Raw genomic sequence first — 14,637 nt, forward strand, 5'->3', positions numbered from 1 at the left:
ACAACTCTGTAGCGTGAAAGACAACAGTTAAAAAGGGAAAAATATGATTCTACACCTCGACACGCTCTCCACCCTATTTCTAACAGTAATCTGCCTATTGATGGGGATCCACTTAAAAAAACGTATTGATTGGCTACAACGTTTTTGTATTCCCTCCCCTGTTATTGGCGGTTTTCTGGTTAGTTTGATTATCTGGGGACTTAAATCATTCAATCTAGCCGAGATTAATTTTGATACCAGCTTACAAACCTTTTTAATGGTTGCCTTCTTTACCACTATTGGGATTGACGGTAGCTTCCGTATTTTGAAAAGTGGTGGTCGGTTACTATTTATCTATCTTTTCATCTGCTGGTTTGTGGTTATCTTCCAAGACACTTTCGGTGCAGGGCTTGCCCATTTATTAGGTGTTGAACCTGTTATCGGCATTATGGCTGGCGGTGTTTCTCTAACAGGAGGGCACGGTGGTGCGGCTGCTTTTGGTGGTATGGCAGAAAGCTTAGGGGTGCAATCAGCGACAGTCGCCGCTATTGCCGCCGCAACTTTCGGTTTAATAACGGGAAGTCTACTCGGTGGGCCAGTCGCTTCATTTTTGATCAAGAAATTTAACGTTCGCATTCAAGCTGATGAAAATGTAGAACGAGTTCAAATACCTGAAACCATCGCAGGGAAAATCGAATCTATCGATGCCCATGCTTTTTTAAAAATGCTCGCGTTAGTACTGGGGATCATGGTAATTGGTCAATTCGCCTCGGCACAATTTACTAAGGCAACAGGCTTTTCATTACCGAGTTATGTAGGCGCAATGATCATCGCTATTGTTATCCGCAATATTAACGACCAAGTTGAATTATTCCGCATCAACCAAAAATCGGTTGACCTGATATCAGAAGTCTCCCTTGGCTTATTTTTAACAATGGCGATGATGTCATTAAAAATTTGGGAGTTGAAAACAGTTGCACTACCATTATTTACCATCCTATTAGCGCAAGTTATTATATTAACGTTATTAGTTGTCTTTGTTATTTTTAGGCTGCTAGGTAAGAATTACGATGCCGCCGTGATGTGTGCTGGTTTAATGGGCCACGGGCTGGGAGCTACGCCAAATGCAATGGCTAACATGTCTTCCGTTTGTGAGCGTTATAAACATGTTTCCATGAAAGCCTTTATGATTGTCCCATTGAGTGGTGCAGTACTCATTGATTTAGTCGGGATACCTTACCATACTTGGCTTATTAATATATTTAGCTAATCATTTCGAAAGGGAGGTTCTCCTCCCTTTTCAATGGTGTTATCCAGCCTAAACCCTACCTACTTTCATTGATATATCACTCCCTGTCTACTTTAAAAACAGTTACAATTGAGGAAAGCTGATTTTTCAGGTGAACAATTTTGCTAACCTGTTTATAATCAGCGCCCCAAATAGAGGTATATCATGACTGCATCCACTTTTTCTGAACTTGAACTTGACGAAAGCCTAATTAATGCGCTTTCGGATAAAGGCTATCAACGCCCAACGGCTATTCAAGCCGCGGCTATTCCTGCTGCGATGGATGGCCGAGACGTTTTAGGTTCAGCCCCTACTGGAACAGGTAAAACCGCCGCATTTTTAATCCCTGCGATTCAACATTTACTTGATTTTCCAAGAAAAAAATCAGGGCCACCTCGAGTTCTGGTTGTTACACCAACTCGTGAATTAGCCATGCAAGTTGCTGAACAAGCAAAAGAATTATGCGCACATAATCACCTAGATATTGCAACGATTACTGGTGGTGTCGCTTATATGAACCATGCTGAGGTTTTCAGCGAAAATCAAGATATCGTTGTCGCCACAACAGGTCGCTTACTCCAATATATCAAAGAAGAAAACTTTGACTGCCGGGCCGTTGAAATTTTAATCCTTGATGAAGCAGACCGCATGTTAGATATGGGGTTTGCGAATGATATCGAAACCATTGCTGGTGAAACGCGCTGGCGCAAACAAACTATGCTCTTCTCTGCAACTCTGGAAGGCGAAGCAATCCGTGATTTTGCAGAAAGGTTATTAGAAGAACCCATTGAAATTGATGCAGACCCTTCTCGTCGCGAACGCAAAAAAATTCAACAATTTCATTACCGAGCCGACACACTAGAACATAAAACAGCTTTACTATGCCACTTGTTAAAACAAGAAGAGGTAACAAAAGCGATTGTGTTTGTTCGTAAACGCGAACGCTTACGTGAAGTCGTTCAATGGCTGCGTGAAGCAGGTATTGAACCATGTTACCTTGAAGGTGAAATGCCGCAAACTAAACGTAACGAAGCTGTTCGCCGTTTAGTTGATGGCCAAGTTAAAGTATTAGTTGCAACCGATGTAGCTTCCCGTGGTTTAGATATCGATAACGTCAGCCATGTGTTCAACTTTGACTTACCACGTACTGCTGATGTGTATTTACATCGAATTGGTCGTACGGGTCGCGCAGGCCGCAAAGGGGTTGCAATTTCCTTAGTTGAAGCTCACGACTTTCCACTGCTGGGTAAAATAACTCGCTATATTGAAGACCAAATTAAAATTCGTGTTGTTGACTCTTTGCGTCCGACCACGAAAGCCCCTTCAGAGGCAATGCTGAATAAGCCTAAACCGTCGAAGAAAGTCCTTGCAAAACGCAAGGAAAAGAAAAAAGAAGAACAAACTAAAAAGAAAGAAAAAGTACGCCATCGCGATAAGAAAAATATTGGGAAACGCCGTGCTCCAATTGCACCGACAACACCTGAGCAAACTAAGTAAATAAAAACGGGTTTCGACCCGTTTTTTTATTATTTCATCATATTAAACACTTTTTCACGCATAAATTTTCCCTCATGGGTTAACAATTCTGGTTTAATAATATGATTATTGAGAATGTCTTTGCAGTCTAAGCCTTGGTTGTTTTTAACTCGCCAATCAGCTCCACTTGCTAACAATAACTCTGCCACCTCAAGTGCATGGCTATTCACTGCATCATGTAAGGGAGTATTGCCTAAACTATCCCTAATATTTACCGTTACACCATTCTTTAATAAGATTTGAGATTGCATGACTTGGCCGTTTTGTGCAGCTAAATGCAAAATACTTTTTTGTTCTTTTGATTGCATACTTTTAATTAATTGCCCATATTGAGATTCAATTAAAACTTGCATAAATTGCCCATTCATTGCACTAACTGATTGCCGAGCTAAAAAGTCAATATCGCTAGGTTTATGATGTCGAACTAAAATAGCTGAAAACTCATTAATATCCCCTGCTTTAATCGCTTTCTTACAACCTTCTTGCCAATTTAATACTTGTTGTTCTTCAGGGTTAGGGAATACAGTTAATGGTATTTCTTGGATTTTATTATATTCTCCAGTAAGGGCATTCCAATTATTCCACGGTTTATGCATGCACATCATTTTAATAATTTTAACCATTGTATGTGCAATAAAACTTCTTGTTAATAAACGGTGTGGTAGCCAATTTTTCCAAGAACTCTGTTCGCTATAAGGCATTTTAATACAATTTCCCAACGCAGAAGGGATTGGTAAAGAATTTTGTAATGAATCAAGCCAGTCATACTGCACAGTATAAAAACGTATTAGTCCTTCCTGAGCCACTTTTTCAGCCATGTGGTAATCTATGCCGACTTTATTAACAGTGCTCTTAGACAGCCCTGCTGGGCTAAATGCAATACAAGGGGAATTGCTTGCCAATGCTGCAATAGACGATAGCCCTCCACCTAATGAATGCCCTGTACAGATTGTATTTCCATTAACTGCATTTGATAAAACATTCATTAAACTCACGGCTTGAAAATATTGAGATTCATACAAACCAATTCCTTGGCGGATATTTGCATAAAAATCGCTGATATCATTGCTACCACTAAAACAAAGAATATATAAATCATGAAACCGACAAATATTAGCTTGGAACCCTGTCTGCTTATCACTTAATAATTCAGCACTTATTCCCAGTTTATTCAATTCACTATCATCTAATCTTTCAATCTCTTGTATTGTCTGCCAATTTTTATTGTAAGCCCCCTGTGAAAGCAACGCTAATATATAGTCTTTCGGCTGTGCATCCCGACCTAAAAAGTCATTTTTTAATATTTTTGGGGGCCACAAATTTCCCCCGCAAGACTGATTTTCTACATGCTGATGTTGTAAATATATATCTAAACTTTCTTGAGCAAGAGAAAGCTCATCTCTAGAGGATATCGTTTCTGGCGTTAAAAAAGGCATAAATTCCTCCTAACAAATATATCGTGTTGGAAGAATATTGGAATACAAATAGCCAAGGAGAGAAATAATCTACTTTATTAGTCGCAAATAAAAAGCCATTGATAACAATGGCTTTAGAATTTATTACACAGTATTTAACGTAGTTATACTAAATTTTATTATAAGCTTTCAGTAAAAGTACGGGTAATAACATCACGCTGTTGTTCAGGGGTTAATGAGTTAAAACGTACTGCATAACCTGATACACGGATGGTTAATTGTGGGTATTTTTCTGGGTTTTTAACCGCATCTTCTAATGTTTCACGGCTTAAAACATTCACATTTAAGTGCTGGCCACCTTCGACACGAACTGTTGGCTTCATCTCCAAAGGGACTTCACGATACTCAAAAGCACCTAATTCGTCTTTCGCGACGATTTGGCCTTCGTTATAATCCGCTTTTGCACAAACACAACGAGCCTCATTTTTCTCGTTATCAAGTAACCAGAAAGAATTTAATAATGCTGCATTATCTGTTTTAGTAATTTGAATACCAGTAATCATGTCGACCTCCACGTTCGAACTTGATTGCAATCGGTTTTTATTAACCGAAACTGCATTAACCATCAATCTTATAAAAACTAGCAATTGGATATTTGGTCTAACCAATGTATATAGTCATTTTATACCAGTTGAACCCCCGAGTTTCTTTGATATTTATCAATTATTTCGCGCAGTAACTAAACAGATCAGTTCAACTTTATGATTTAAATCAAAATTAATCCGTTTGTTTTTTAATTTTTTTCATAAACTTTAAAAAATATTTTAAATACTATAATCAATATCAGGGCTTTATCTCTTGCCTATGAACCAGTAAGCTTAGGGTATCAACTGGTTCAGTTATAAATTGGACTGTCATAGATTCATTATTATGGAATACTTCATGTCAGAACCTATCACATGGCACGATGTCATTGGCCCAGAAAAATCCAAGCCTTACTTCAAGGAAACACTTGCTTACGTTGCTGATCAACGCAAAAAAGGTAAAGTTATCTATCCACCACAAGATGATGTTTTTAATGCTTTTCGTTATACAGAACTTGCCGACATCAAAGTGGTTATCTTAGGTCAAGACCCCTATCACGGACCTGGTCAAGCCCATGGCCTATCTTTTTCAGTACTCCCAGGGGTAAAACCGCCACCTTCTTTAGTTAATATGTATAAAGAACTGGAGAAAGATATCGCTGGTTTTCAACGGCCTGATCATGGCTATCTACTGAGTTGGGCTAAGCAAGGTGTCTTATTACTCAATACCGTACTGACGGTAGAGCAAGGTAATGCACATTCCCATGCACATCTAGGCTGGGAAACCTTTACAGATAAAGTTATTGAAGCTATTAATGAAAATACTCAGGGGGTCATTTTTCTATTATGGGGCGCCCACGCACAGAAAAAAGGCAAAATAATTAATACTAAGCGCCATCACGTCCTTAAAGCCCCACATCCATCGCCACTTTCAGCGCACCGTGGTTTTTTAGGTTGCGGACATTTTTCCCAAACAAATGCCATCTTAGAACGGGAAGGCAAAACACCTATTGACTGGAACCCAGTCATCAACGAATAAAATACGATGTAATGGGCTAGAAAAGCAGAACAAGAAAACAATAAAATCAAACAATTGATTTTCAATAATACTAGTAATTAAATGGGATGCCTGTGCATCCCATTTAATTATCATTATCGTTATTTCGACACGATGACCATTGCTGGTCTTAATAGACGGTTATTTAACGTGTAGCCTTTTTGCATCACATCAATAACATGACCTGCTTGATGATCAGGCGATTCTATCATCGTCATTGCTTGATGAACCTCAGGGTTAAACGGTACATTCGCTTCGCCTACTGGTTCAATGCCAAATTTCGCCACTGCATCTAAGAATGTTTTCAGCGTTAAATCTAACCCTTCTACCATTGCTTTAGATTGTTCATTGTCACGGTCTGCCGCATCAATAGCACGCTCTAAATTATCAATAACTGGTAATAGTTCATTAGAAAATTTTTCAAGAGCAAATTTGTGCGCCTTTTCGATATCTTGTTCCGTCCGACGACGAATGTTTTCGATTTCAGCATGTGCGCGCAACATGGCTTCACGCTCAGTTTTTCTTGATGCTTCAAGCTGTTGCTCAAGCTCAGCAATACGCGCTGCTAACGCTTCTTCGTTTGCTTGCATTTCATCAGCTTGCTGAACTTCAGCTTCTTGCTCTTGTTGAACTTTTTGTGATTCATTTTGCTCAAAAGCTTGCTCATCATGCATGTTTTGGTCTTTACTACTCATGAATATCTCCGCGTATTTAGCATTAATCCCCTATATGAGAGTATTATGGGGATCTAATACAGGGATTCAAGGGAAGTCATACAATGAGAGGCCAAAAAAGTATGCGAAAGGGCAATAATACACCACAATCACAATTTAAAACGATAGGCATTGTCGGGCACCCAAGGCATCCGGAAGCATTGGCAACTCATGAATTAATTTATCATTGGCTAATTTCAAAAAATTACCATGCAATTATTGATAAACAAGTTGCCAAAGATCTGAAGCTGGCTAATGCCAATACAGGGTCATTAACCGATATCGGCCAACAAGCAGACCTCGTCGTCGTCGTTGGGGGTGATGGTAACATGCTGGGTGCTGCTCGCATTTTATCCCGCTATAATAATAAAGTTATCGGCGTAAACCGGGGTAACCTCGGTTTTTTAACTGACCTCGACCCTGATAATGCCTTACAGCAGCTTTCTCGGGTCCTTGAAGGTGAATATCGCGAAGAAAAACGTTTTCTATTAGAAGCTCAGGTTATCAAAAGTAATCAAAAATCACGGAAAAGTACTGCAATCAACGAAATTGTTCTGCACCCAGGTAAAGTCGCTCATATGATCGAATTTGAAGTCTATATTGATGAAAAGTTCGCATTCTCTCAGCGCTCTGATGGCTTAATCATTGCAACTCCAACTGGCTCTACCGCCTATTCACTTTCTGCGGGAGGCCCTATTTTAACGCCTAATTTAGACGCCATTGTCTTAGTCCCTATGTTCCCTCATACCCTATCATCACGGCCACTCGTTATTAGTAGTGATAGCAGTATCCGTTTAAAGTTTTTACGCACAAATATCGACTATGAAGTCAGTTGTGACAGCCAAATTATGCTGCCAATTCAAGATGGTGAAGAGGTTATAATTAAACGCAGTAATAAAAACCTTAACCTAGTTCACCCCCAAGACTATAACTATTTCAATACGTTAAGTTCAAAATTAGGATGGGCTAAAAAAACTTTTTAATTTTTTTGCGCTACCTCTTTACTGTATAAAAAAACAGTTTAAACTGTATGAAAACACAGGTGTGTATTTTTACAGGAGAGCGCAGATGCTTACTCAATTAACCATCAATAATTTTGCTATCGTTCGTGAATTAGAAATTGATTTTCGTAATGGCATGACCACCATCACAGGTGAAACAGGTGCGGGTAAATCTATCGCTATTGATGCGCTCGGCCTGTGTTTAGGGGAACGTGGTGAAGCCAATATGGTACGCTCTGGCACTCAACGTGCAGATTTGTGCGCCCGCTTCTCCCTTGCAGATGCAAAAATGGCCGCAAATTGGTTAGCTGAACATCAACTTGATAACCAAAATGAGTGCCTATTACGCCGTACAATATCTTCTGATGGCCGCTCCCGTGGCTTTATTAATGGCGTATCCGTACCTCTTTCGCAGCTTAGGGAACTCGGTGCTTTACTAATCCAAATCCATGGTCAGCACGCTCATCAATTATTACTTGATAATACTCACCAAAAATCACTACTAGATGCCTATGCAAATCAACAAGAACTGCTCTCGCAAATGAAACAAGCTTGGCAGGTTTGGCATAACTCTTGCCAGCAATTGGCCATTTTTCAAAAACAAATGCAAGAATATGAAGCTCGTCAACAGCTATTAGAATATCATTTGAAAGAATTAAATGAATTTATGCCCATCCAAGGGGAATTTGAAGAAATTGACCAAGAATATAAACAATTAGCAAATTATGGTCAGTTTTTAACACTTGGGCAAACTGCGGCTCAAATATTATCAGACAATGATGAAGCCAACGTGATGGGCCTGTTGAACATGGCAAAAAATGAGTTATCTGAATTAGTCGCTCTCAATCCTAAGTTTTCAGGGTTACTGGATATGCTCGAAGAGGCTTCAATCCAAGTCAGTGAAGTCAGTGATGAAATAAAACATTATTGCGATCAGTACGAACTTGACCCCAATCGCTTGTTTGAACTTGAACAACGCATTTCTAAACAAATTAGCCTAGCGCGTAAACATCATGTTACTCCTGAAGCACTACCAGAACTATTTCAACAGTTACTAAGTGAGCAAGAACAAATTTCCAATCAAAATGAAGATTGTGAAGCATTAAATGCTCAGGTTATTAATGATCACCAAAAAGCATTAGCTTGCGCTAAGCGCTTACACCACATGCGCCTGCATTATGCCCAAGAGTTAAGTTCATTAATTACCGATAGCATGCACCAACTATCTATGCCCCACGGCCTGTTTACTATTGATGTAAAATTTGTTCCGGAACAGTTGCAAATCGACGGTGCTTGTAAGATTGAATTCAATGTTACGACTAACCCCGGTCAGCCTCATCAAGCTTTAAGTAAAGTTGCATCCGGCGGTGAATTATCACGCATAGCATTAGCTATCCAAGTTATTACCGCTAAAAAAATGGACACCCCAGCCTTAATTTTTGATGAAGTCGATGTCGGTATCAGTGGGCCAACAGCAGCGATTGTTGGTAAATTATTACGTGAATTAGGTGAGTCGACGCAGGTTATGTGTGTAACCCATCTACCGCAAGTTGCTGGTTGTGGTCATCATCATTTTTATGTCAGTAAAGAAACAAATGGCGTAGAAACTGAAACACATATGCAATTACTGGACAAAAAATCAAGGTTACAAGAACTTGCCCGACTTCTTGCCGGTTCAGAAGTCACAAAAAACACACTGGCAAATGCAAAAGAATTACTCGCAGCGTAATTTTTGACAACTTTTTTACGCTCATGTGGTCTTAGAGTCGATAAGGAAGGTTTTAAAATGTATCAATGTCGATTATCATTGATGTTCTGACTCCAAAAGGAATGAGATATCCATGCGTTATAAATTGTTAACTGCTGCTGCACTATCACTCGCATTAATGTCTACGGGCTGTTCAATGATGGAACGTCTTGTCTATCACCCTGACATTAACCAAGGTAATTACCTCACAGCGAAAGATGTTGCCAAGATCCAAAAAGGAATGACACAGCAACAGGTCGCTTACACTTTGGGCACACCAATGTTATCCGACCCGTTTGGTACTCAGACTTGGTATTATGTTTTCCGCCAAGAGCTCGGGCATGACCCAGTTCAGCAAGAGACTTTAACTCTAATTTTTGATCGCAATGGTATTTTAACTGATATCAAAAATGAGAAAAACCTTGCAGCCCAAGAGTCAATGGAAGCCGCTGAAACTAAAGCATCCGAGACCAAGTCAGCTGACTAATCATATAGTTAGGGCTTTATGAAGCTATCTACCTGTATCATTAACTACATGTTTGAACAGGTAGTTATTTTGAATGAGCATTGTTATACCACTCTTATTTCCAAAGCAATTTGAAGATATTAAGTCTACATAACAAAAAAACCGAGCTATCGCTCGGTTCATCAAAATCATATTAGCTCTATCAACTATTTTTTGTTTCTTTAGATTTTTCAGCGCGCTTTCGACGTAATTCTTTCGGGTCTGCAATTAAAGGCCGGTAAATTTCAATCCGATCACCATCTTGCACTTTATCAGTCAACTTTGCAGGGCGGCTATAAATACCCACTTTATTTTTCTTTAAATCGATATCATCACGCAACGCAAGAATTCCAGAGGCAATTATTGCATCCTCAATTGTTGTACCATCAGCAACCTTCACTGATAACAAAAATTGTTTTTCCGGCAATGCATAGGTTACTTCGATACTAAGCTCAAACACTGTAAACATCCTTAGCTCTTAAAGTAAAGGCTTGAACCATGTTGTTCGCCAATTCCTTAAAAATTTTACCGAATGCTAACTCTATTAATTTATTAGTAAATTCAAAATCAAGATGAAATTCGATTTTGCATGCATCAGCACTTAAAGGAATAAATTTCCATCCTCCAGATAACTTGCTAAATGGCCCTTCGACCAACTGCATGTGAATACACTTGTTATCCTCAAGTACATTTTTAGTAATAAAGGTTTTGCTGATCCCCGCTTTTGACACTTCAACTGAAGCTGTCATTTCATCAGAACTGTGGCTAATAATTCGGCTACCTACACACCCAGGCAAAAAACTTGGGTATGAAATAACGTCATTGACGAGTTTATACATTTGTTCTGCGCTGAAAGGGACTAACGCAGAGCGACTAATCTGTGGCATATCAATTCCTATCCCCAAAAACTGAGCATATAATACCATCATTGACTGGTTAAACAAAAAACAAAACCCATACAGGGCAAGATTTGCACAATCAGAAAAATATCAGCTTAGAAAGATTTCTTTCAACTCAGCTTACAGTATAATGATTGCACTATGACAAAGAAAAAACCATATAAACCCGGTTCAGCAACAATTGCTATGAACAAGCGTGCTCGCCACGAATATTCTATCGAAGAGGAGTTCGAGGCGGGTTTGTCCCTACAAGGTTGGGAAGTTAAATCACTACGCGCTGGCAAAGCCAATATTGGTGATAGCTACGTGCTTTTACGTGACGGTGAAGCCTACTTATTTGGTGCAAACTTTACACCACTTACTGTTGCATCATCCCATGTAGTGTGTGATCCAACCCGTAGCCGAAAACTACTTCTGAATCAACGTGAATTAGACACACTTTACGGCAAAGTTAATCGTGAAGGGTATACCGTTATTGCACTTTCCCTCTATTGGAAAAATGCATGGTGTAAAGTCAAAATTGGTGTTGCAAGGGGTAAAAAAGCCCATGATAAACGTTCTGATATCAAAGATCGTGAATGGCAACTCGATAAAGCACGTATAATGAAACATTCTAATCGCTAAGTTCTAGCTTTATAGGATAATTTTCTGTTATACTGTGCTCAACAACTTGGGGCTGATTCTGGATTCGACGGGATTTGCGAAACCCAAGGTGCATGCCGAGGGGCGGTTGGCCTCGTAAAAAGCCGCAAAAAAATAGTCGCAAACGACGAAAACTACGCACTAGCAGCTTAATAACCTGCTTAGAGCCCTCTCTCCCTAGCCTCCGCTCTTAGGACGGGGATCAAGAGAGGTCAAACCCAAAAGAGATCGCGTGAATGCCTTGCCTGGGGTTGCAGCGTTAAACTTAATCAGGATAGTTTGTTAGTGGCGTGTCTGTCCGCAGCTGGCAAATGAATTTAAAGACTAGACTAAGCATGTAGTACCGAGGATGTAGAAATTTCGGACGCGGGTTCAACTCCCGCCAGCTCCACCAAATTTGGTGGGTCAGTGATAGGACAACAGGTTTAAAAACAGGAAGTTAGCAAAATCAGTTGGACTACGCACTGACACAAATAGGACTACAAATGATACGCAAATCGTACGCGGATTATTAAGTTCATTAAAAGCCCACTTCGGTGGGCTTCTTATTTGATAGATTTGTTAACGTACTCACCTTAATATTGACACATAATTTATTTATTTTTTTCGGCTGTTTTCCCTATGGACTCTATCAGTGATAAGATTATTTTCTCTTGTGGTAATGTTGGTGTTTTTTCAAGACTAATACTATTTTCACGTAGGTTTTTTAAAATAATAGCAAATTTATCAATTTCGCCTTTACTCATTGCGTATGCAAGCTTTTGATTCTCGAAATCGGTACCTAACTGCATATAATATTTTATAAAAACTAACACCGCCTTCATCACAAAACCTATAAATATTATCAAAGATAGGTTTAGAAGAACGGTTGCGATAGAGTCAGCAATTTTCTCACTTTCACTTTTTTCAGGTTTTGATAAATCGGACAATTCGCCAAGTGCCTTATTTACACTAAACCATTGTTTATACCTCTCCAGTGTAAGTTCAACTGCATCATCAACGGATATACCAGAGGAGCTGGGATTTATATCACTATTTTTTATATCCGCGGGTAAAAGTTCGGAACCCTTTGAGTCTATATTATCTGGATATATAAACTGACCATTTCCATCATAAACACCAATATTAACTTCGCCGTTTCTCGTTTTGTGCAATACAGTATCGCCAATTTTAAGTGTTCTATTATTCAATGATGTCATTATCTCTGAAAGCCAACTACGCTGAGAGTCTTTTCCATTGGTGATTAAGTATGCAACCATTACAGCCGCACAAACAAGAATTGAAATTAACAAAATGTTTGCCCATCTTACAAAACGCGCCCTTTTCTCAAGCAATAATGTTATGTCATCATCTAATAAGGAGTCTTTTCGTTTTTCTGTAGTGTCACCGCTCATTTATCATCCTTTTAATTTGTATTACCTTGGAAAAAACAAAGATAATATAATGATTTTTAACTAATTTTTAATATTAACTGCAATATTTCCTATTTACATAAGCAACCTTATTAGGATAGCATTGTAGTATATATTTAAGCACACTAATAATGGGCAAATCGCACGCGACTTATTAAGTTCATGAAAAGCCCGCTTCTTCAGTGGGCTTTTTATTTACTACTACAGCGATGTATCATTTTCATCAATGATAGCTTCCTGCTCTGCCCTTTCCGCTTCCTCTGCTGCTCGTTTAGCTTCTTCTTCAGCTAATCGCTCGGCTTCTATCTTAGCGAGTCGCTCAGCTTCAGCTTGCTTTTGATTGTAGATAGAATTGGATGGCATGTTTACACGCACGTCAATCCAGTGACCCGCTGGAATATCACAAGGCTCTCCTGGTGTTAATTCAACTTTTCCGTCAAAGCCCGGTATTGATTCCTCGCCCTCTGTAGCATCACGCAAAAACTCAGGATAAAGCTTGAAGCGCTCATACTGTATGTTTTGCGGTAAATCATGCTGACGATAAGAGGTGTATAAAACAATATCCCCATCTTCATTGGGCTCAACAATACGGCCGTCAAATGGGTGTGGTTTTCCTTTCTCCAGTACATCATAAAGCGCATACACAAGTGGAAGCTGGTTAATGCCGCACGGAATTGTGATACCGCCGTTAATGCCGCCCCAACTTGCATCTGAGTGTAGACCAAGAACGCCATGCAACTGGTAAATACCTGTATGTAGTTTTTTGAGTGTTACACCTTCTGCCTCATCGTTTGGATCGACATGGTCAGCGAATACCCGAATAATCGGTGATGCGGCTTTTAAGTTACCGTTTGAGTCTTTGGTTGTGTTCCCTGTCGAATAGAATTCTATCCACGGAGACATACTTGTTGCCCCTGTTGGCGATTTCAAGAACAACCTTGTACTCCAATCAGGGGAATATAACATTTTCGTTGAAACTGCAGGATCACGCCCGAAAAATATCCCCCCCCCATACTCACTTTTTCCTGATGGTGTTCCAACTGCATCGGGATTAATATAAAAAAAGCCTAGTGCTCTCGCTTTGTTGGCATTAAAATCCAACTCCTTTGGCACACTATTAATATTAGACGCCCCTAAGCCAAAACCCCCTTCAGTAAGCAAATTAACACCGTTGAATTTAAGTTTCTTATCTCCGTCAAGAGTTAATGCAGATCCTGCCGCCTGATTTGCTATTGTCAGAATCTTATCCTTCGTCCCAAAGCCGACGTATCCTATATTTACACTTTCATCAATTTCTTTAAATCTCAAATATATACCAGCATTTGCGTCTGTTTTTTTAAGTATCAGCGCTTCTCCTTTTCCTGAAATTGTTCCGCCCGTTTTATCAAACTTCCCATCTAGCTGCTTATCCATTTCTGCAACCGTACGAAGCTTAATTTTCTGGCCTGTCGGCAATTCAACATCAATGGTACCTTGATCCGTCATCCATTGATTTAAAATTTCTGTGTAGACTTCACTCGCAATCACCTGCGCTGTTGCTTTGTTAACACCATCAGAAATGGAGTCTATCATCGTTGTTAGAATGATATATTTTGCATTAGTCAGCTTTGCTGAAACAGGGAAGGCCAACGTTAAAGCCGTGTTACTTTCAATGGAATAAATGCTATTAATGAGCAAATTGGAACCATTTTCAATCAGCACAACTTGCCCAACTGAAATAAGCGTAGTGTTATCTTTCCAACGTGTGCCTGTCCCTGTTATTTTTGGACTATTTGCTGTAGTGGTAACGGTACCGATATTATACATAGGATTAATTCTCCGAAATTTGGACGTAAAAAAACCGCTTTCGCGGCTTATTG

The 14,637-nt window shown here is 39.5% G+C and carries 14 protein-coding genes and 1 other RNA gene; 8 read left to right on the forward strand and 7 right to left on the reverse strand.

The genetic code is table 11. The features are described from left to right. Positions 1–43 precede the first annotated feature (43 nt). Together gltS and srmB are read left to right on the forward strand one after the other, a co-directional pair. Positions 44–1,249, forward strand: coding sequence for a sodium/glutamate symporter (gene gltS, locus ACPEH5_RS16800; protein ID WP_166686824.1), 1,206 nt, complete (start codon positions 44–46; stop codon positions 1,247–1,249). Between the two features lie 183 nt (positions 1,250–1,432). Beyond that, entirely contained in the window at positions 1,433–2,764 is a 1,332-nt protein-coding gene (gene srmB, locus ACPEH5_RS16805; RefSeq protein ID WP_042844736.1) for an ATP-dependent RNA helicase SrmB, read from the forward strand. Positions 2,765–2,793: 29 nt separating this feature from the next. Here srmB and ACPEH5_RS16810 read toward each other — a convergent pair whose 3' ends face one another. Then, positions 2,794–4,239, reverse strand: coding sequence for an ankyrin repeat domain-containing protein (locus ACPEH5_RS16810; RefSeq protein WP_042844738.1), 1,446 nt, complete (start codon positions 4,237–4,239; stop codon positions 2,794–2,796). Positions 4,240–4,397: 158 nt separating this feature from the next. Next, the gene (gene grcA, locus ACPEH5_RS16815) at positions 4,398–4,781 is read right to left on the reverse strand and encodes an autonomous glycyl radical cofactor GrcA (protein ID WP_042844740.1); all 384 of its coding nucleotides are present in this window, start codon (positions 4,779–4,781) and stop codon (positions 4,398–4,400) included. A 379-nt stretch (positions 4,782–5,160) separates the two neighbouring features. Here grcA and ung point away from each other — a divergent pair, with 379 nt between their 5' ends. Continuing rightward, the gene (gene ung / locus ACPEH5_RS16820; protein WP_042844741.1) at positions 5,161–5,841 is read left to right on the forward strand and encodes a uracil-DNA glycosylase; all 681 of its coding nucleotides are present in this window, start codon (positions 5,161–5,163) and stop codon (positions 5,839–5,841) included. Positions 5,842–5,960: 119 nt separating this feature from the next. Here ung and grpE read toward each other — a convergent pair whose 3' ends face one another. Continuing rightward, positions 5,961–6,554, reverse strand: coding sequence for a nucleotide exchange factor GrpE (gene grpE / locus ACPEH5_RS16825; RefSeq protein ID WP_042844743.1), 594 nt, complete (start codon positions 6,552–6,554; stop codon positions 5,961–5,963). Between the two features lie 101 nt (positions 6,555–6,655). On the opposite strand from grpE, the gene nadK reads away from it, so the two are divergent. The 3 genes from nadK to bamE all read left to right on the forward strand — a co-directional run bounded on the left by nadK (position 6,656) and on the right by bamE (position 9,807). Beyond that, the gene (nadK, locus tag ACPEH5_RS16830; RefSeq protein ID WP_042845373.1) at positions 6,656–7,555 is read left to right on the forward strand and encodes an NAD(+) kinase; all 900 of its coding nucleotides are present in this window, start codon (positions 6,656–6,658) and stop codon (positions 7,553–7,555) included. An 85-nt stretch (positions 7,556–7,640) separates the two neighbouring features. Continuing rightward, positions 7,641–9,302: a DNA repair protein RecN gene (recN, locus tag ACPEH5_RS16835; RefSeq protein ID WP_042844745.1), complete on the forward strand. Its 1,662-nt coding sequence runs from the start codon at positions 7,641–7,643 to the stop codon at positions 9,300–9,302. 112 nt (positions 9,303–9,414) lie between these two features. Beyond that, complete coding sequence (bamE, locus tag ACPEH5_RS16840; protein WP_042844747.1) at positions 9,415–9,807, forward strand: outer membrane protein assembly factor BamE; 393 nt, start codon at positions 9,415–9,417, stop codon at positions 9,805–9,807. Positions 9,808–9,988: 181 nt separating this feature from the next. Here bamE and ACPEH5_RS16845 read toward each other — a convergent pair whose 3' ends face one another. Further along, positions 9,989–10,294, reverse strand: coding sequence for an RnfH family protein (locus ACPEH5_RS16845; RefSeq protein WP_210814087.1), 306 nt, complete (start codon positions 10,292–10,294; stop codon positions 9,989–9,991). Beyond that, entirely contained in the window at positions 10,278–10,712 is a 435-nt protein-coding gene (locus ACPEH5_RS16850) for a type II toxin-antitoxin system RatA family toxin (protein WP_197679461.1), read from the reverse strand. The genes ACPEH5_RS16845 and ACPEH5_RS16850 overlap by 17 nt, the downstream gene beginning before the upstream one ends. A gap of 153 nt (positions 10,713–10,865) precedes the next feature. On the opposite strand from ACPEH5_RS16850, the gene smpB reads away from it, so the two are divergent. Beyond that, positions 10,866–11,348 (forward strand): SsrA-binding protein SmpB, encoded by a 483-nt coding sequence (gene smpB / locus ACPEH5_RS16855; RefSeq protein WP_042844751.1) that lies wholly within the window; start codon positions 10,866–10,868, stop codon positions 11,346–11,348. Between the two features lie 48 nt (positions 11,349–11,396). Continuing rightward, positions 11,397–11,760, forward strand: a transfer-messenger RNA (tmRNA) gene (gene ssrA / locus ACPEH5_RS16860). 199 nt (positions 11,761–11,959) lie between these two features. Here the strand turns inward: ssrA and ACPEH5_RS16865 are convergent. Then, positions 11,960–12,760, reverse strand: a complete 801-nt coding sequence (locus ACPEH5_RS16865) for a hypothetical protein (RefSeq protein ID WP_272690185.1) — start codon at positions 12,758–12,760, stop codon at positions 11,960–11,962. Between the two features lie 219 nt (positions 12,761–12,979). Continuing rightward, a complete protein-coding gene (locus tag ACPEH5_RS16870; protein ID WP_423727060.1) occupies positions 12,980–14,584 on the reverse strand; it encodes a hypothetical protein in 1,605 nt (534 codons plus the stop codon). Between the last annotated feature and the right edge of the window lie 53 nt (positions 14,585–14,637).

The sequence above is a fragment of the Providencia sp. NPDC089933 genome, assembly GCF_049545585.1.
In the GTDB taxonomy this organism is placed as follows: Bacteria; Pseudomonadota; Gammaproteobacteria; order Enterobacterales; family Enterobacteriaceae; genus Providencia; species Providencia huashanensis.